This window comes from Nocardia nova (assembly GCF_002933465.1).
In the GTDB taxonomy this organism is placed as follows: domain Bacteria; phylum Actinomycetota; class Actinomycetes; order Mycobacteriales; family Mycobacteriaceae; genus Nocardia; species Nocardia nova_B.
On sequence record NZ_PSZE01000022.1, the window covers coordinates 89,567 to 107,184 of the forward strand.

A 17,618-nucleotide genomic window follows, 5' to 3' on the forward strand; every position below is an offset into this window, starting at 1 on the left:
ACCGCTACGGTTGTCCCGTGACCGGCACGTGGACCGCACTCAACCCGACGAGTGGGTCCTCGCTGCTGGCGAACTTCGGGGCGCTGGCCGTACTGGCCGGAACCTTCGCCGAGTCGGGGCTGCTGGTGGTGGGGTTCTTCCTTCCGGGCGACACCTTGATCTTCCCCGCCGGCATGCTGTGCGCGGGCGGGACCCATTCCGGTCCCCACCTCATCCTGTGGCAGGTACTGCTCTGCGCCGCAGTAGGTTCGATCGCCGGCGCGCAGGCCGGGTACGCCTTCGGCAAGCACGGCGGGCGAGCCGTCCTGCACCGCACATCGAACTCCCGATTGCACACCGTCGTGGCCCGCGGCGAACGCTGGCTCGACCGGTACGGCGCGCGCCGGGCGATCGTGATCGGCCGCTTCGTGCCGATGGTCCGGACGGTCATCAGCCCGGTGGCCGGGGTGCTCGACGTGCCCACGCGCACGTTCACGCTGTGGCAGATCGTCGGCGCGATCATGTGGTCGCAGAGTTTGGTCCTGCTGGGTTACTGGCTCGGGGCGTCGGTGCCGAACGTCGACAAGTATCTGCTGCCCGCGGTCGCGGTCATCGTCGTGGTGTCGCTGTTGCCGCTGCTCGGGCAACTGCGCAAACGCTCGTAGCCGAGGTCACTGCGGCGTAGCGCCCCGGCGCGGGCGCGGCCCGATCTGATCGAGCAGATCGTTGACCTCGTCGCCGAACCCGTTGCCGACCGGCTTCGGCGTCTTGTTGGGGAACCTGCGCGTGACGTGTTCTTCGGCCGCGGATCCCGGCAATACGTAGACGGTTTCCGCTTTGTTCTGCAACGGGCGCACCACCTCGTCGAGATGCGTTTTCCGGTCGTCGAGGAAGGCGCCGATCACGTCTTCGCCGGCCGGGCATACGGCCATGCAGTAGCCGGCCTTGTAGTTGGGTTTGAACGACAGGCTCTGCCACATCGAGAACGATTCACCCCTGGTCACCCGCTCGCGGTAGTCGTCGCGGTCGGCGCTGTCGGCGACGGTTTCGGCCCAGTCGGTGAAGCCGCCCATGAACTCGCGATAGTTGTGGGTGTAGCAGGCCTGGAAATCGAAACCACCGTCGTTGGTGATCGCGCCGACCGGGCACGCGGAGACGCACAACTTACATTCGAGGCACGGATTGAATTCCAGCGCCGCACTCGGCTCGTCGACCACCGCGTCGGTCACCACGGTGCCGAGCAGAATGAAATTACCGAACTTCGGATGAATGACGTTGCGGTGAATTCCCATGACTCCCAAGCCCGCCGCCTCGGCCACCACCTTGTGCGCGAGCACCCAGACCCGCCCCGGAAACTGTTCGACCTCCATCGGATATCCGGGCGCCGGATAGACCGCGCGGTATCCGGCCTCCTCGAGGGCTCGGGTGATGCGCCGCGACACCACGTTCGTCTCATCGTCGGCATGGTTGAACTCGGCGTTGGCGAGGCTGCGCATCGGACTGCGCAGATTGTCGCGGTTCATCCGGATACAGAAGGCCACGAAGGTACGGGCCGAGGGCAGGATGCCGCGCGCGGGCTCGCGCTCCTCCGACACCCTCGGGTCGTCGACGGACACGAAGCCCACATCGTCGGCTCCGGCGGCGAGGCAGATCTCCCGCAGCCGCGCGGCGCTCAGCACCGGATCCGGCGCCTTTCTCGCCTGTGCGGCAAGGTGTTTCACGGTCGGATGCTCCGCGTAGCGCCCCGCCTCGGTCGGCTCCCGGTCAGTCGACGACATCGCGCCCTCCTATCTCCACGAGACATATGGCCTCGAAGAGAGAGACGAATCCGATGACCGGAATTCATCGCCGATATCCGCTTCGGCCGCAGACGTTACCGAATCGCAACCGGGGCGGAGACGTCGAAGATCACTGCAGAGCAACGGCTTTCGGCTCTCAGCCCAGTTGACGCCGGACCGCGGCGACGAGCCACTCTTCGTAGCGTTGCATACTCCATCCGCCCTGCAGGACGAGCTGCTGATGACTTTCGGGCGACCAGAGGAAGGACAGTTCGTCGGCCGCGGTCTCGGGATCGACCTCGTCCCGGGCGATTCCGCGTTCGAGCAACATGCCGACCACCGCGCGGTAGTCCTGTTTGCGGCGCGTCAGCAGTCCGGCCAGCGCCTCGGCGACGGCGGCATCGGCGTTGGCGGCGCTCAGGAACTCCGTCCACAGCACGCTGGTGCGAGCGTTGGCCGCGGCAACGAACCTCGCGGCCGCCCGCAGGAAGGCGTCGTGGTCGGCGATGGCGTTGACCTCGACCGCGGCATCGCTGTCGGAGACCGGCGCCTCCCCCTCCTCGCCCGCGAACGCCTGCTCGAAGGCACCCAGCAGCAGATTGCGCTTGGGGCCGTTGGCCTTCACGGTTTCGGTCGAGACTCCGGCGCGCGAGCCGATATCGGACAGCGACGTGCCGCTGTAGCCGCGCTCCACGAAGCAGGTCGCCGCGGCGTCGAGCACGCGCCGGCGGGTCGCCGCGGCCTGTTCACTGCGCAGGGTGGATCGATAGGTCCGGGTGGCGGTCTTGTCACTCATCTCAATTCCTAATTGACTACCCTTGCAAGGTAGTGAATACTTTCTCGGTGTCACCAATCTTACTTCGCTTCACACGTCGGAAGACCTGCCCATGACCTCCGTTCTCCTGGCCGCCACACCCGTGCGCAGCCACGTCGTGCCCCTGCTGTCCATCGCGGAGGCGCTCGTCACCGCGGGCGACCGCGTGCGGTTCCTCACCGGTACCCGCTTCCGCGACGACGTCCTCGCCACCGGCGCCGATTTCCTGCCACTTCCGCCGGAGGCCGACTACGACGACCGCGATATCGATGCCGCCTTCCCCGGCCGTCGCGGGCTGTCGGGCCCCGCGGGGATTCGATACGACATGATCGAAATCTTCCTCCGCCCGGTACCCGCCCAGCTGCGAGCAGTCCGGGAGGCCATCGCCGCCGAGTCCACGGATGCCGTTCTGGCCGAGTCGATGTTCGCCGCCGCCGCGGTCCTCAGCGGTATTCCACGCGCGCAACGACCACTGTTGGTCAACCTCGGGATTCTGCCCCTCGCGCTGAAGCATCCGGATGTCGCACCGTTCGGTCTCGGGATCACACCGATGCGCGGACCGCTGGGACGTCTGCGCAACGCGGTACTCACCCTCGGCGCCGAGAGGGTCGTGTTCGCTCCTGTGCAGCGCTTCGCGAACGAGATCGCGCGGGCGGAGACCGGGCGCGCACTACCGCGGTTCTTCCTCGACTGGCCGGCCGGAGCCGACCACATCGTGCAGTTCACCGTCTCCGAATTCGAGTATTCGCGTCGCGGCCTGCCCGACACCGTGCATTTCGTCGGGCCGGTGGCCCGGTCGCGGCCGTCGGCGATCCCGGTGCCGGAGTGGTGGGACGATCTCGCGGGCCGCCGCGTCGTGCACGTGACACAGGGCACGGTCGCTACCGGTGAATGGACTCTGATCGAGCCCACGCTGCGCGCACTCGCCGGTGACGACGTCATCGTCGTCGTCAGCACCGGCGGGCGGCCGGTCGACACGCTGCCGGACGACCTGCCCGCCAATGTGCGTGTCGCGGAGTTCCTTCCCTACGACCGATTGCTGCCACATACCGACGTCTTCGTCACCAACGGGGGCTACGGCGGCGTGCACTATGCGCTCGAACACGGAGTGCCGATCGTGGTCGCGGGCCGCACCGAGGACAAGACCGAGGTCAGCGCGCGGGTGGCATGGTCCGGAGTCGGCATCGACCTGCGCACCGACAACCCTGCACCGGACAAGGTCGCCGGCGCGGTCCGCACCGTGCTGACCGACGAGCGTTATCGCCTGCGTGCCGAGGCAATCGGCGACGCGATCCGCCGATCCCCCGGTCCCGGGGCCGTGCACGAGATCATCACCGAGGCAGTGCGAACCGCCACTCGGGCATAGAGCTACCGAACCTCGGTGACCAGGTCGGAGTGGCGGCGCTCGAGTTCGCGGGCCATGGCGACCGCGGCGGCGCGGACCTGGTAGCCAGGAGTCGGTGTGCGGCCGGTGCACTCAGCCTCCGAAGCCGGATCCGGTCGCTCGACGCCCAGGTATCCGGGCTGTGTATCGCAAACGGTTCACACGGCCGCAACTGCTGCTGGCCCAAGCTTTTCCGATCCTGTTCTCCCGCTTCCGGAGTTCCGGCGAGCGTGACGAACCGATCATCGCGATGGCACCGTGTATCTCGCATTGCCTCACAAGGCCAATTCTGTTCGAACACATCATTTTTCGCTTCATCCGACCTGCACTTCCCGCAGATCGGACGATCCGTCGCACCCGTATCGGGCCGCAACAGCCCACGCGACAAGGAGAAACCATGACCCTTCCGCACGAAACCCTCCGCCACGCGAACAGCAGACCCGGCGTTGTCGGCGATCGAAACGATGAGTTGCCGACCATCTTTCGCGGCCTCGACGATCTCGCGACGGCACTGACCGGCGCCCTCATTCGCCCCAGTGACGCCGACTGGGATGAGGCCCGCGCCGCATGGCAACTGCTGGCCGATCAACGACCGATCGCCGTGGTGACCGCCGCGACCACCGACGATGTGGCACTCACCGTCCGCGCCGCCGCCGCACTCGGACTGCGCGTCGCACCGCAGTCCATCGGCCACAACGCCACCCCGCTGGGCGACCTCGCACGCACGATCCTGTTGCGCACCGGCGCACTCGACCGGGTCGAGATCGACGCCGACGCACGCATCGCGCATGTCGACGCCGGGGCTCGCTGCGCCGACCTCACGGCTGCCGCGGCAGCTGCCGGACTCGTGCCGATCGGCGGTTTCTCCGCCGACGTCGGCGTGGTCGGTCTCGTGCTGGGCGGCGGCCTGGGCTGGTTCGCCCGCTCGCACGGACCCTCCCGAGCCTCGGTGCTCGAGCTCGAACTCGTCACCGCCGACGGCGTGATCCGCCGCGTCCGAGCAGGCGACGACCTGTTCGATTCCGTCCTCGCCGGCGCCGATATCGCCGTGATCACCGCCCTCACGCTGCGCCTGCACGCCATCGGTGATGTGGTCGCCGGCGCCTTGTTCTGGCCGGTCGAATCGACCCGCGACATCTTCCACGCTTGGACGACATGGACCGCGACCGCACCGGAGACGGTGACGTCGGTGGCACGCGTCCTCCGCTTCCCCGATGCACCCGAGGTGCCACCGATGTTCGCAGGGCGAACTTTCGCGATCATCGAGGCCGTGGTGCAAGCCGACGCGGCGACGGCACACGATCTGCTCGCGCCGCTGCGTGAATTATCGCCTCTCATCGACACTTTCGACGTGGTCGCGCCGTCGGCGCTCGCCGGACTGCATATGGATCCGCCGACTCCCGTCCCGGCCCTCGGCTGCAGCGCGCTCCTCCGCACACTGCCCGCAGACGTGGTGGACGCCGTCGTCACCGCCGTCACCGAAGGCCCCGCCGACACCCTGACCTCGGTCGAACTGCGCCACCTCGGCGGCGCCCTCGACCGCACCGAGGCGAGCCCCACCCTCGGATCCACAGCACTGTTGTTCGCTGTCGCCGTAGTCCCCACCCCGGATGCGGCCGAAGCGGCCACGAGCGGCTTCCGCGCACTGACGGCCGCCGTCGCCCCCGTGCGTTTCGACCGTGACATCAGCAGTTTCACCGAAAGCGCAACGGCGCCGAAACACCTGTTCGGCGCCGACCTGCCTCGGCTGGTCGCGGCAAAGGATCGCTGGGATCCGGCGGACGTGATCCACGCCAACCATTCCGTGCGAAACCCGTTCGTGGACTGAGATACTGGCGTCAGAGGTTTCCGCTGGCCCGGCTGCCGGAGGGGTGCAGCCGGGAAGCGGGCAGACGGCTAAGTGTTGCCGGGCTCGTCGAGCGGATAGGTGAACGCCGGAACGCCGTGCGGCATCGCACGGGCGAGTATCACCGGCTCGTTCGCACCGATCCGGACGGTGAGCCGGAACCCGTTGCGGTCGTCGGAGTTGTTCTGGGGTTCGAAAGCGACCCAGGCGAATCCGGCGTCGGCACGCGAGGCCGCGGCCAGCCGGTTCAGCTCGGCGGTCACCGCCTGCCATTCGTCCTTGCGCACGTATTGGCGCATCACCGAATGCCAGACGACGGTCAGCGCGCCGGGCTCCACTTCGATGCCGGCGAGGAAGTCGCGGGCGCCGGTCACGGCAATCTCCACGGGAATCTTCTCCGCCAGTCGCAACGCCCCGTCGAGGCGGGCCGCACGAGCCTGCTGATCCGGCCAGACATATGCGCGCAACGCGAGTGCGTCGCGCGGCGACAAGGGATCCAGCGGCGTCGGATCGCACCCGCGCCGCTCGACGACCGTGAGCCGCGGATGGCGTCGCACGGCCTCGGCCAGCCACTGCGGGACCGGTCCTCGCCACGCGTCCGCGATCGTGACCGGTGAATCCTGCTGTCCCCAGCCGATATCGCCACTGTCCCAACGGAAGTGGTCGGCGCGCAGGTTGAGTCCGCCGCTGGCGCCCAATTCGAACAACCGGATCGGCAGCGGAGTCGCATCGACGGCCGCGAGCAACCCGGCCAGCAGCGGAACGGCCCGGCCGACCTCGTTGGTCTGCGGCGGACGAGTCAGCCAGTCCCGAATCCACTCGGCCCGTTCCGCCACGACCTGCCGGAACGGCGCCCATGCGCCGGCGAGATCGTGGGCCCGCACCGAAGCGCCCGAGCTTGGGTAGAAGGGCGCGAGATCGGCTGCGGCGCCGGACAATACCAATGCGTGCACGCCGGCCAGCAAGCGCAACGGCACCGCGGAATCGACGTCGATGGTCTCGTAGCCCTCCAGAACCGCGGCGCAGGGTCCTCGATCGTCGATATCGCGCGCGATATCGCGCAGCAGGGAGCCGTACAGCGGTGAACCGAGCTTGTCGCACGCCTTGGCCTGCAGCTCGAATTGCGATACCAGGTGCATGAGTGAACTGTGCGCCCCTTCCCCACCGTAATCAATATTGATTATGGTCAACCCATGGAGTGGATAGACACCGCCGACGCCACCGAACGGCTCGGGGTGAAGCCCGCGACCCTCTACGCCTACGTCAGCCGTGGCGTGCTGAAACGCCGCTACGACCCGGTCCGGCGGCGCAGCCTGTTCGATCCGGCCGAGATCGAGAAACTGGCCCGGCGGGGCAAACCACGCCGCAAACCCGCGCCGACCGAGATCGACATCGCCTCCCGCATCACGACCCTGGGCGCCGACCGGCCGTATTTTCGCGGTCGCGACGCCGTCGGCCTGGCCGCCTCGCACACCTTCGAGGCCGTCGCCGAATGGTTGTGGGACGGCGACCTCACCGACAGCGGCCCCTGGGAATCCTCCGAAGAGGCGGTGGCGGCAGCACGCGCCACCCAGGCCGGCCTGCCCGACGGCCTGCTGCCGATCGACCGGCTGCAACTCATCGTGACCACCTTGGCCGTCAGCGAACCCCTGCGTTTCCACCGCGACCGCGCGACCGTCGTCACCATCGCGCGCGCCATGATCGCCAGCATGATCGAGGCCCTGCCCCAGCTGTCCATCCCGGTCGGACGATCCGCTGCCGCGATGCTGTGGTCACGGCTGTCCGCCACCGCGCCTGCCGATGACGGCCGATTGCACATACTCGGCGCCGCAATGGTTCTGCTGGCCGATCACGAGCTGGCGTCCTCCACATTCGCGGCCCGGATCGCGGCCTCGGCGCATGCCGACCCCTACGCCGTGGTCGGCTGCGGCCTCGGAGTTCTCGGCGGTCCGATGCACGGCGGCGCCTCACTGGCGGTGGAGCGGATGCTCGCCGAGACCACCGATCCCGGCGCCGTACCCAAGGCGCTGGACGAGCGTCTGCGCCGCGGTGAACGCATTCCCGGCGCCGGCCACGCGGTCTACCGATCCGGCGACGCGCGCGGCACATACCTGGTGGATGCGATCCGCACGATCGCACCGGATCACCCGGCTCTCCCTGTGGCCGAGGCGATTTCGGCGGAGCTACGGCACCGGCGCTTGCCCGCGATCAACAGCGACTTCGGACTCGGCGTTCTCGCCACGGTGTTCGACATGATTCCCGGCGCGGGCGAAATCATCTTCGCCATCGCGCGAACGGCGGGATGGCTGGCCCACGCGATGGAAGAGTACGAATCCGGAACGCTCATCCGCCCCCGCGCCGTCCCGCGACACCGATGACATCACGAACCGGGGATCGGACAGCTGTAACCGCTAAGATTCGATGACACCCCGAAGCGGCGCAAGACATACAGGGAGGGCAGCGATGCGAGAGGTCTTGGTCGCCGAGGTCCGATCGGATCCACAGCCTCGGCGCAATCAGAAGGCGCGATCGAGTGACAACTTCTCGTTCGCGACCGTGCCGCCGGAAGCGGAAGAACTGCTCTGGCGGACAGGCCCCGGCACCGAAGTGATCAAGTTCAGTGTGATGGTCGACGTCCGAGCCAACTACGACCAGCGCGTACTCTCCAACATCGTCTCCGGCGGCAGAACCCGCATGCCGCTGGAGCGGAAGTCGTTGTCCCGCCGCGGTTTCTACATCGCCGACCCTTCCGGGGCGACCCAGGAATTCCTCGTGCAGGTGTATGCCCTGATCCCCGATTGAGTCGTCGACGCCGTCACCCCTGTTCCGCTAACCTCGGCAACCGTGCCGACCTCCTTTCCCCCGATCGACCCGTACGCCGACGGCCTGCTCGAGGTCGACCAGGGCAATCAGGTGTACTGGTGCACCAGCGGCAACCCCACGGGGCGGCCGGTGCTCGTGGTGCACGGCGGGCCGGGCAGCGGCAGCACTCCGGGACCACGAAAGTCGTTCGACCCGAACATCTTCCGGATCGTCCAGTTCGATCAGCGCGGGTGCGGCCGAAGCCTTCCGAGCGCCGCCGACCCGGACACCGACATGGCCGTGAACACCACCGAGCACCTGATCGCGGATATGGAGCGGCTGCGCACCCATCTCGGCATCGACCGCTGGCTGATGTACGGCGGCTCCTGGGGTTCGACGCTCATCCTCGCCTACGCCGAGCGGTATCCGGAGCGGGTCACAGGAATCGTGCTGGTCGGCGTCACCACGACCCGCCGCCGCGAAATCGATTGGCTGTACCGGGGTGTCGCACCGCTGCTGCCCGCCGAATGGGAACGATTCCGGGCCGGCCTGCCCGGCGACGGCGACCTGGTCGAGGGCTACCGGCAACTCCTGGAACACCCGGATCCGGCGGTGCGCCGCGAGGCCGCGATCGAGTGGTGCCGCTGGGAGGACGCGGTGATCGCACACGAATCACTCGGCCGCCCAGGGCAATACAGCGCGAAGCCGGACACCGCGATGCTCACCTTCGTCCGCATCTGCACGCACTACTTCGCGCACGCGGCGTGGCTCGACGAAGGTGTGCTGCTCCGCGAGGCCGGGCGGTTGACGGGGATCCCCGGCGACCTGATCCACGGCCGCCTCGACCTCAGCGCGCCGCTCGAAACCGCCTGGGAACTCGCGAAGGTCTGGCCGGACGCTCGCCTGCACGTCATCGACGACTCCGGCCATACCGGTAGCCCCGCCATGAGCGACGCGATCGCCCGGGCCAGCGCCCGCTTCGCGCAACCCGACGGCGGGTAGGTTCGCCTATCGCTCTCCGAGCCGCAGCGATTGCCGCACCTTCTCGGCGCGCTGTACCTCCCTGCCGTACAGCAAGCCGTAGGTGAAAGCGTTCTCCCCCGCCAGGTGCGCCTGGACGCCGAGGGTGCGTACTTCGGCGCGGGCAACGACCGCGTCCTGGTGGACACCGAGGGATTTCTGCAACTTCTTCATGCGGCGGGCCAGCTTCTTCTTGCCGGTCGCCTCGGCCGCGTAGCGGGTACGTTTCGCCGCCTTCCGCACCTCGTGCAGGCCGCGATCGGTACCGAGCCGGCCGATGTTGTCGAAGGCGCGGTCGACACGGCGGCGCGTCTTGCGCAGCGCCTTGGCCTTCGTGCGCTTCAGCGGCAGTCGGTGGCTGGTTTCGATGCAGTCCAGCAGCGCGAAGTACCGTTCGCTGTTCAGTGCCTCGAGCACGTCGGCACGGGCCGCCGACCGGCGCGGGAAGAAGGACTCGGTCAGCCGTCGGCGTACCTCGCCGATCACCAGTTCGTCCGGTAAGGCCCTGACCTCCGCGACGAGGTGGTCGTGCAGAACCTCGAGGTCCCGCATGTCTCCGAGCACCCCGGAGAGCCACTTCAGCTCGTTGCGCAGATCTCGCGAGCCTTTGAACGCCTGCAAGATGCTGCGCAGTCGGCGTCCGGCCACCCGCATCTGGTGTATCGAGTCTGGGGTGCGGCGCCGGATCAGGACGTCCTGCTCGAGCATCTTGTCCGCCTGCTCGCGCATATAGCCCTGCACGCCCGGCTCGGGCGGACGCCGCTCGCTACGGACACCGAGGACGCGCAGCGCCTTCGGCGGCGCATCCGATGGCTTGCCCAATCTCTTCTCGACGCTGTCGAACACATCCGGACCACCGCCGGCCAACTCGACCTCGATCTCCTCCCACGACATCACCGACGACGACTCACCGAGCGTCTGACCGGACACGCTGTCCGCGACGACCTCGGCCGCGACTCGGCCCGCCTCGTCCAGCAGCCGCCATTTCCGCCGTTTCGTCCGGACATGCGCCACCGGCGCGAGCGGTTGCCCCCTGGTGATGCCCGTCAGCATGTCGGTCAGTTCCTCCGGCGCCGATTTACCCCCTCGCCCCAGCGGGACCTGAATTTCCTCACGGGTGTCCTCCCCCAGCGGCAACTTCAGATGCCACCCCGCATCGTCCCCACCGGTCCGGCGCCGAAGCGTAATTCCCTTGTGCGCCAACCGCAGATCCGCGGTGTCATGGTAAACAGCGTCGAGCACCTGCTCGTCGGTCAGCGGGTCCAGAGTCATACCGGGCACATCATCGAGCGGCACCCCACCCGTGATCGGCAACTGGTACTTCCGTTCCCTTTCGTTCACGTGTGTGGCCATATGTTCCGGCTACCACGAATGAGCGATTTCAGTCGCGTTACAGCGAAACGACCTATTCGCCCTGGTTGTCCTCGCGCAGGGAACGGATCATGCTCCCCAGGATCCGCGACGCGGGCGCCTGCTCACTCTCGGTCAGGCCGGGCCCACCGCACGCCGTCGTCTTCGAGACGAACGTGCGCACTCCGCGACATCACCCCCGGCACCGATCTCGCATCCGTGGCCCAGCCCGGCATCGGCGCCGCGATCTGGCTCCACGCCACCGGCCCCGTCACGATGGGCCGGGCCGAGTATCCGGCGTTATGCGGGAGATTTGTTCATGACCGTGAAGGCGAGATTGAGCAGACCCACCGGCACGAAAATGCCCGCCCACCATTTCAGTGCTTTCAGGCATGCGCCTTTGAGCCAGGTTTCGCTGCGCCCGGATACTCCCGCACTCGTTGCCGCCCAGGCCAATACGAATCCCAGGGTCGCGCATTGCACCGGCCACACCGACCCACGCAGGAACCAGAACAGCACCGACACAACAGTCACGTAGACCGGGAACAACCCGCCGATCCACAGCGGCCACGGTATCGGCGACACCGAGTCGAGTTGCCTGGAAACCCACTGCAAGGTCGATGGAAGCAGAGACAGATATACAGCGGTTGGTTTCGCGACGCAGGATGGGCGGATCCACGTCCGGAGCTCTTCGAGCCACGCCGCCGACCCTGCCGCGCAGCCACGGTCCCATCATGCGCGTCATGGCCCACGCTCAGAGTTCGACTGGTGGCGCATGACTCTCGCCGGCCGCTTGCTCCGCGCCGACGTCAGAGTGAGGTCACCGATCCCGCCGCATCAAGCGGGTGACTCGTCCGGTGGAGTCGCGCGGATGAAGTCGACGATGACTGCAGCGAGTTCTTCGCCTTTGTCCTCCTGGAGGAAATGCCCGGCCGAAGTGATGGTCACCGGTGACTGCGCTGCGGCGCCAGGGATTTTCGAGCGCAGCACCTTGTCCCCGCCGCGCGTGATCGGGTCCGAGTCCGAGAAGGCACACAGGAACGGCCGCTCGAACGTCTCCAGGACTGCCCACGCGGCCCGGTTCGCGGGGGCGGCAGGATCCTCGGGACTGGTCGGCACCAGGAGCGGGAACTGGCGGGCGCCCTGCTTGTAGGTGTCGTCGGGGAAGGGCGCGTCGTAGGCGGCGATCACCTCGGGAGAGAGGTCGGTCAGGCACGCGCCGTTGACGATCTTCCCCGCTCGGAAGTCGGGTGTGTCCTGGCTGAAGCGCTGCCATGCGAGGAACGCGTCGCCGGGATGGCGGTCACCGGTCGGCAAGAAGGTATTCGCGGCGACCACGCGCGCGAAACGATCGGGATGTTCACCGACCAGGCGCAGCCCGATCAACCCACCCCAGTCCTGGCATACGAGGGTGATCCGGTCGAGGCCGATGGCTTCGATCGCCGCCCAGGTCCAGTCGACGTGTGCTTGATAGGTGTAGTCCGCGCGGTCGGCCGGCTTGTCGCTGCGGCCGAAGCCGACGAGGTCGATCGCGATCGCGCGCAGCCCGGCCGCCACCAGCACCGGGATCATCCGCCGATACAGGTACGACCACGACGGTTCACCGTGCAACAGCAGCACGACCTCGCCGTCGGCCGGGCCCTCATCCAGATAGTGCACCCGCAGCGTGGTCCCGTCACCCGCGGGCACCTCGACGTAATACGGTTCGAACGGAAAGTCGGGCAGCCCTGTGAAGCGTTCGTCGGGCGTTCTCAGTATCCGCATGGCCCAATCTCTTTCGTCGAAACTAGCCGCCGTTGCTGTACACCCGAGTCGGTTCGACCAGGACCACCGCACGCCGCTCCGCCGCCATCACGCGGTCGTATTCGTCCCAGGCGTCGTGCTCACCGCCGGCGGCCGTGAACACATCACGCAGAAGCCGTCGCAGTCCCTCGGCGTCGATCCACGGCTGCGGATCGTCGGGACCCACGATCTGAGCGCGCCCCTCCACTGTCGCCCATGCCCAGCCTTGCCGGAACGTCGCGCTCACCTGGGGGCGGGCGCGGAGATTGGCGAGTTTCACCTTGCCGTACGTGACGAAGCCCAGGACCGGCTCGCCCGTCGAAGGATGAGCCAACAGTCCCACGTTGACCAGTGTGGACTGGATGCTCTGGTCGGCTCTGAGGGTGGAGACGACGGCGAGGCCCTTCTCGGCGCGACCGAGTTCCACCGCTTGTTCCAGTGTGGTCATCACGTCTCCCATGGTGTTGGGTACTCCGATCCTCGCACGCCCCATTGTGCGCCCGCTGAATAGCGCGAATGGCGCCGAGTTCGCGAAGTCAGGCTGCAACTCGCCCCGCGCGGTGTCGACCGGCGTCGGGGCCGAATTCTTCGTGCAAACCAAACGCAACAGCCCGAAATCGCAAAACTCGCGAGGTTTGCACGAACCAGCCACTCGCACATCGGTTGATGATCAACCCGGGATGGGCGTCAACCATCCCGGACGCGGCACGATCCCTTTGATGCGGCGAGCCGTCGAGCCGGCTATCCGGCCGGGGCCGAGCTTCTGCCGGGCTCGCCGACCGGCGCCGCGGCCACGGGACACCCGCCGCGTATTCGCGATCTGGCACGAGGAGCGGACAGTCGGCTGATACTCGGATCAGACCCGGCCTACGCTCGCTGCCCGGCGGCCGGAGGTCGGTTCATCCTGACCCATATATGGATCGCCGGCGCGCAGCGGCGCACCGGCGTGGTGCAGGTGCCGCAGCGCCTCGCGGTACGAGGCGATCAGGCCCGTTTCGTGATACGGCACGCCGATCTCGGCACAGTAATCGCGGACGATCACTTGCGCATGTCGCAGATTCGGCGTCGGCATGCTCGGGAACAAGTGGTGCTCGATCTGATAGTTGAGCCCACCGAGGGCGAGATCGGTCAGCGCACCACCGCGCACATTGCGTGACGTCAGCACCTGCCGACGCAAGTAGTCGGGGCGGTCGCCGCCGGTGAAGGTCGGCATGCCCTTGTGATTCGGGGCGAAGATGCACCCCATGTAGAGACCGAACAGCGCTTGGTGCACAGCGAGAAACGCGAACGCCTTGTCGGCGGGCAGAATTGCGAACAGTGCGCTCAGATAGGCAGCGAAGTGGCCGAACAGGAGCGCCCCCTCCAGTACGCGATGCTTGACCGCCCGGCTCCGGAGCGCACGCACCCCGGCCACATGCAAATTCAGCCCCTCCAACATCAGCAGCGGGAAGAACAGGAATGCCTGCGCCCGCCCGATCAGCCGAGGCAACCCACGACTGGCCCGCGCCTGCCGCTGCGACCACACCAGAATGTCCGGCGCGACATCAGGATCCAGCTCCTCATGATTCGGATTGGCGTGATGCCGGGTGTGCTTGTCCTGCCACCACCCGTACGCCAGTCCGATCCCGGCATTACCGACGACTCGGCCCATGATCTCGGTCGGGCGACGGAGCCGGAACACCTGACGGTGGGCGACGTCATGCATGACGAGCGCAACCTGAGCGAAGGTCACGGCCATGAACGCCGCGACCAGAAGGGTCCACCACGAGTCGCCGACGAGCACGAGCGCCACCCAACCGGCTACGAACGCAATCCCGACGAGGCCGAGCCGGATGGCGTAGTAGACGGGACGCCGATTCATCAAGCCCGCGTCGGAGATTCGGCGTAACAGGCGGGCGTAATCACCATCGCCGCCGGTGCGCCGTGATGATTGTGGGGAGGGCAGTGGGACCAATGCTGGTGTGGTCATGGTTCTTCCTGGGAGCTGAGGCACGGATGCCACCTCGCCCGCTCTCGGTCCCGACCTATGTCGATCGGTCCGGTGCGTTGCACGGTGGGGCGGGTGACAGTGTCGATACACCGAAGCTATTGGCCGACTTCTCGTTTCATGTCATCCCCAGGTATGGCATGGCATCAGACTGTGGGGTGATACCGAGCGTCACCGCAGGTAGGTATTCCAGCTGAAGCCTCGGACCGAGCGACCGGTCGACTTACCGCCGCGCGCAACGACTCACACACGAAGGCGGCACAGCATTGGGTAAACGAGTTCGACCACCACCGCTCGAACCCCCCGCGAGCGTGCCAGCGCCACCTTCGTGGTCGTCGATCACCTTGTGCGGCCATTTGCGGACACCGATCACCCGCCGACCTGGCCGACAACCAGTCATAGCCCGATCGGCGCTAGGAACCCCGCAGCGCGTCGAGGTGGCGGCGGAAGTGCGGTACGACCGTATATGTTTCGCCCATGTGCACAGCGTCCGGCGCGTCGCTGCGTGTTGAAAGCGTCACCCGGCCGAGGGGCCCTCAGGAGACCGGTATCACCGTTGGTAGCTGGCGACGATGCCCCAGAACAGAGGACGGTCGATGATGCTGAAGTCCCAGTCGTCGACCAAGGCATGCAGATTGCTGACGATGCCCTCGATGTCGAAGTCGGCTGCTCGAGCGGTCCCCGTCGATTCGACGAGACCGATCACATACTTGCAGGCAGTTCCCATTGCGCCCGTATTCCCGGGATTCGGACTGCCAAACAACGAATTCACCGGGATCCACACCGGCGGCGCGAAGCATGCATCTCTTGTCTTTCCGGCCGGCTCGCTGACGGGGCGGCACGCGCGAGACGCGGGCCGCCCGTGCAGGTGCCGCCGTGGGGCACGCCGGCAGCCGAATCATTCACGGCAGCTTCGACAGGGCGGTGCTCCCGGCCCAGGGCAGTTGGGCCGGGAGCAGATACCCAGTCCCGCGTGCACCGTGGCGAGGGCAGTGAAACCGGGTCGTGCGGGCGGGTAACCGCTCATCTCGGCGATATGCGTTGAGAAGTCATGAAATTGCTTTCGGATACCCTTCTCACTCGCAGGCGATGCCGTCGTTGTCGCGGTCCAGCCCTGGTCGGTAGCCAGGCTGGCCACGCAGAATGGGCGCGGCACCGGCAGCGCGCGCTGCCGCGCAGTTGGGGTAGTACACCTCGGAGGGTGGAGCGGCGGGCGGCTCGGCCCCCGCGGGCGCAGGTACGAAGGCCGGCGCTGGGGCGGGGGCCGGCACAGTCGATGGCGGCGGGGGCGATGCCGGCGGTTGAAACGGAACATTGGCCGTAGTCGTAGTCACCGCTGTTGTGGCAGTGGGGGCAGTCGATGCGGATGCGGCCGACGTCGCGGTTGCGGATTCGGTCGTGACCGGAATGTGGGATATCGCCGGGGTTGTGGTCTTGCCGGAGTCTTTCGGAGCGAGCAACCCGATCAGGACCAAAACCGGCAGCGAAGCGGCGAGCAGGACGCCTGCCGCCTTCCGGCCGTGCAGGCGTGCCCAGTCGAGGTGGCCTCTGATGAGTCCGATGCCCGCGATGACGACCATCGCGATCCAGACGATCGTCAGTATCGACACGATTGCTTGCACGAACGTTTCCTTTCTGCCGCTGCGGGATCGGCAGATGTACCAACCGAACCCGTGCAGGCAACTCAGCGGCGTCGCCCGAAGGGGTTGGAAGGGCCGATGATTCGATCGTTGCCCTGAAGCGAGTTTCCCGGCAGTGGGCGTAAGTCCTTGAACCGCAGATAAAGTCACCATCCGAGGTCCGGTGGACGCACCTGCGTGTCGTTGTACGCAGCATGCCGAGTGGCCGGAGGCTCGAAGTCGCGCAGAAGCGACTCATCGACCGGGGCGGGTCACTGTGCGCGGGTGCGAAGCCGGAGCAATGTCCGGACGCTACGGCAGCGCGGCCTACCGGCGTGGATGTGAGTCGTGGCCGTCGACGGTGGCACTCGGTGATTGCGCGGCAGCGGAGATTCGCAGGGTTGGCGAGTAGCGGATGGCTACGAGTACCGCGGCGGCGATGAGCCCCGCGTTGACGGCGATGAGGGTGGCGGCGCGGGAGATGGAGACGATGTCGACCATGCCGTGGAAGACCGCGACGATCAGGATGCTGGCGCGGGCATTGTTGAACAGGAAGGTGGTCAGGTAAGCGCCGAACAGGATGCTGATCAGCCAGCCGGGGATCATCAGCAGGCCCATCGTCGCCAGTCCGTGCGGGTAGAAGAACAACGGCAGATGCCAGCCCGCCCACGCGACGGCGAACAGTGTGGTCGCCCCGTAGGAGGTCCAGCCGGCATCTTCCAGGCTGGGGATGGCGTAGCCGCGCCACCCCGTTTCCTCGCCGTAGCCGAAGAACGCGATCTCGATTGCGACAAGCCAGATCCCGACGTCGGCGTATTCCTTGGACCCGAGAAAGCGCGACCACTCGACCGGGTCGCCGAGCAGCGCCGACACCAGCGCACCCACGGCGAACAGGGCCAGCGGGAACCCGATCGCGAACAGCCACCAGCGCAACGGCACTCGCCAGCGGCCCATCTGGTTCAGCAGCTCCCGTACCGCCGGTGCGCCACCGGTGCGCGATCGCATGACGAAGGCCGCGACCAGAGGGCCGAGGCTACCCACGTAGTGCAGAACTTGCAGCCGGTCGGGCGCGAGAAGCATGGGCAGCCACACCACCCACGTCAGCGCATACGCCAGAGCGAAGAACTGAACCTCGATCCACCGACAGGGTCTGTGGGTTTGTCTGCGCGCCTGCGGCGTGCAGACAACCGTTCCCGGGCGTGGGGTAGCCGCTGGTCTGCCCAGCTTTTCCACTGTTGTTCCTGGTCGTAGGGGTGG

General features: G+C 67.2%; 17 protein-coding genes and 1 pseudogene. 7 read left to right on the forward strand and 11 right to left on the reverse strand.

Features of this window, described 5'->3' with window-relative positions:
• Positions 1-17: 17 nt before the first annotated feature.
• Positions 18-644: a DedA family protein gene (locus tag C5E41_RS23580; RefSeq protein ID WP_104377942.1), complete on the forward strand. Its 627-nt coding sequence runs from the start codon at positions 18-20 to the stop codon at positions 642-644.
• 6 nt (positions 645-650) lie between these two features.
• On the opposite strand, the gene C5E41_RS23585 is transcribed toward C5E41_RS23580, so the two are convergent.
• Both C5E41_RS23585 and C5E41_RS23590 read right to left on the reverse strand, forming a co-directional pair.
• Entirely contained in the window at positions 651-1,757 is a 1,107-nt protein-coding gene (locus C5E41_RS23585) for a 4Fe-4S binding protein (RefSeq protein ID WP_146097656.1), read from the reverse strand.
• A gap of 157 nt (positions 1,758-1,914) precedes the next feature.
• The gene (locus C5E41_RS23590) at positions 1,915-2,553 is read right to left on the reverse strand and encodes a TetR/AcrR family transcriptional regulator (protein WP_104377943.1); all 639 of its coding nucleotides are present in this window, start codon (positions 2,551-2,553) and stop codon (positions 1,915-1,917) included.
• A gap of 91 nt (positions 2,554-2,644) precedes the next feature.
• Here C5E41_RS23590 and C5E41_RS23595 point away from each other — a divergent pair, with 91 nt between their 5' ends.
• Positions 2,645-3,937 (forward strand): glycosyltransferase, encoded by a 1,293-nt coding sequence (locus C5E41_RS23595; RefSeq protein ID WP_104377944.1) that lies wholly within the window; start codon positions 2,645-2,647, stop codon positions 3,935-3,937.
• 415 nt (positions 3,938-4,352) lie between these two features.
• Positions 4,353-5,783: an FAD-dependent oxidoreductase gene (locus C5E41_RS23600; RefSeq protein ID WP_181063388.1), complete on the forward strand. Its 1,431-nt coding sequence runs from the start codon at positions 4,353-4,355 to the stop codon at positions 5,781-5,783.
• A gap of 68 nt (positions 5,784-5,851) precedes the next feature.
• On the opposite strand, the gene C5E41_RS23605 is transcribed toward C5E41_RS23600, so the two are convergent.
• The gene (locus C5E41_RS23605; protein ID WP_104377946.1) at positions 5,852-6,940 is read right to left on the reverse strand and encodes a DUF2332 domain-containing protein; all 1,089 of its coding nucleotides are present in this window, start codon (positions 6,938-6,940) and stop codon (positions 5,852-5,854) included.
• A 54-nt stretch (positions 6,941-6,994) separates the two neighbouring features.
• Between C5E41_RS23605 and C5E41_RS23610 the strand changes: the two genes are divergently transcribed.
• The 3 genes from C5E41_RS23610 (at position 6,995) to pip (ending at position 9,605) form a co-directional block, all read left to right on the forward strand.
• Entirely contained in the window at positions 6,995-8,179 is a 1,185-nt protein-coding gene (locus C5E41_RS23610) for a citrate synthase (RefSeq protein ID WP_104377947.1), read from the forward strand.
• 85 nt (positions 8,180-8,264) lie between these two features.
• Positions 8,265-8,603: a hypothetical protein gene (locus C5E41_RS23615; RefSeq protein WP_104377948.1), complete on the forward strand. Its 339-nt coding sequence runs from the start codon at positions 8,265-8,267 to the stop codon at positions 8,601-8,603.
• A gap of 42 nt (positions 8,604-8,645) precedes the next feature.
• Positions 8,646-9,605, forward strand: a complete 960-nt coding sequence (gene pip, locus C5E41_RS23620) for a prolyl aminopeptidase (protein WP_104377949.1) — start codon at positions 8,646-8,648, stop codon at positions 9,603-9,605.
• Positions 9,606-9,611: 6 nt separating this feature from the next.
• Here pip and C5E41_RS23625 read toward each other — a convergent pair whose 3' ends face one another.
• The gene (locus tag C5E41_RS23625) at positions 9,612-10,976 is read right to left on the reverse strand and encodes a CYTH and CHAD domain-containing protein (RefSeq protein ID WP_104377950.1); all 1,365 of its coding nucleotides are present in this window, start codon (positions 10,974-10,976) and stop codon (positions 9,612-9,614) included.
• Positions 10,977-11,116: 140 nt separating this feature from the next.
• Here C5E41_RS23625 and C5E41_RS23630 point away from each other — a divergent pair.
• Positions 11,117-11,237: pseudogene (locus C5E41_RS23630) on the forward strand (VOC family protein); the annotation flags it as partial.
• Between the two features lie 36 nt (positions 11,238-11,273).
• On the opposite strand, the gene C5E41_RS34070 reads toward C5E41_RS23630, so the two are convergent.
• The 7 genes from C5E41_RS34070 to C5E41_RS23670 form a co-directional block, all read right to left on the reverse strand.
• Positions 11,274-11,558, reverse strand: a complete 285-nt coding sequence (locus C5E41_RS34070; RefSeq protein WP_181063393.1) for a hypothetical protein — start codon at positions 11,556-11,558, stop codon at positions 11,274-11,276.
• Positions 11,559-11,810: 252 nt separating this feature from the next.
• Positions 11,811-12,737 carry a haloalkane dehalogenase gene (locus tag C5E41_RS23635; protein ID WP_104377951.1) on the reverse strand — a complete coding sequence of 309 codons (927 nt, stop codon included), beginning with the start codon at positions 12,735-12,737 and terminating at the stop codon, positions 11,811-11,813.
• A 22-nt stretch (positions 12,738-12,759) separates the two neighbouring features.
• On the reverse strand, positions 12,760-13,203 hold the full coding sequence (locus C5E41_RS23640; protein ID WP_104377971.1) for a PPOX class F420-dependent oxidoreductase: 444 nt from the start codon (positions 13,201-13,203) through the stop codon (positions 12,760-12,762).
• A 408-nt stretch (positions 13,204-13,611) separates the two neighbouring features.
• Positions 13,612-14,724, reverse strand: a complete 1,113-nt coding sequence (locus C5E41_RS23650) for a fatty acid desaturase family protein (protein WP_258081201.1) — start codon at positions 14,722-14,724, stop codon at positions 13,612-13,614.
• Between the two features lie 568 nt (positions 14,725-15,292).
• Entirely contained in the window at positions 15,293-15,514 is a 222-nt protein-coding gene (locus tag C5E41_RS34075) for a hypothetical protein (RefSeq protein WP_181063390.1), read from the reverse strand.
• Between the two features lie 304 nt (positions 15,515-15,818).
• Positions 15,819-16,364 (reverse strand): excalibur calcium-binding domain-containing protein, encoded by a 546-nt coding sequence (locus C5E41_RS34535; protein ID WP_258081202.1) that lies wholly within the window; start codon positions 16,362-16,364, stop codon positions 15,819-15,821.
• 324 nt (positions 16,365-16,688) lie between these two features.
• On the reverse strand, positions 16,689-17,618 hold a 930-nt coding region (locus tag C5E41_RS23670; RefSeq protein WP_219823234.1), incomplete at its 5' end, for a CPBP family glutamic-type intramembrane protease.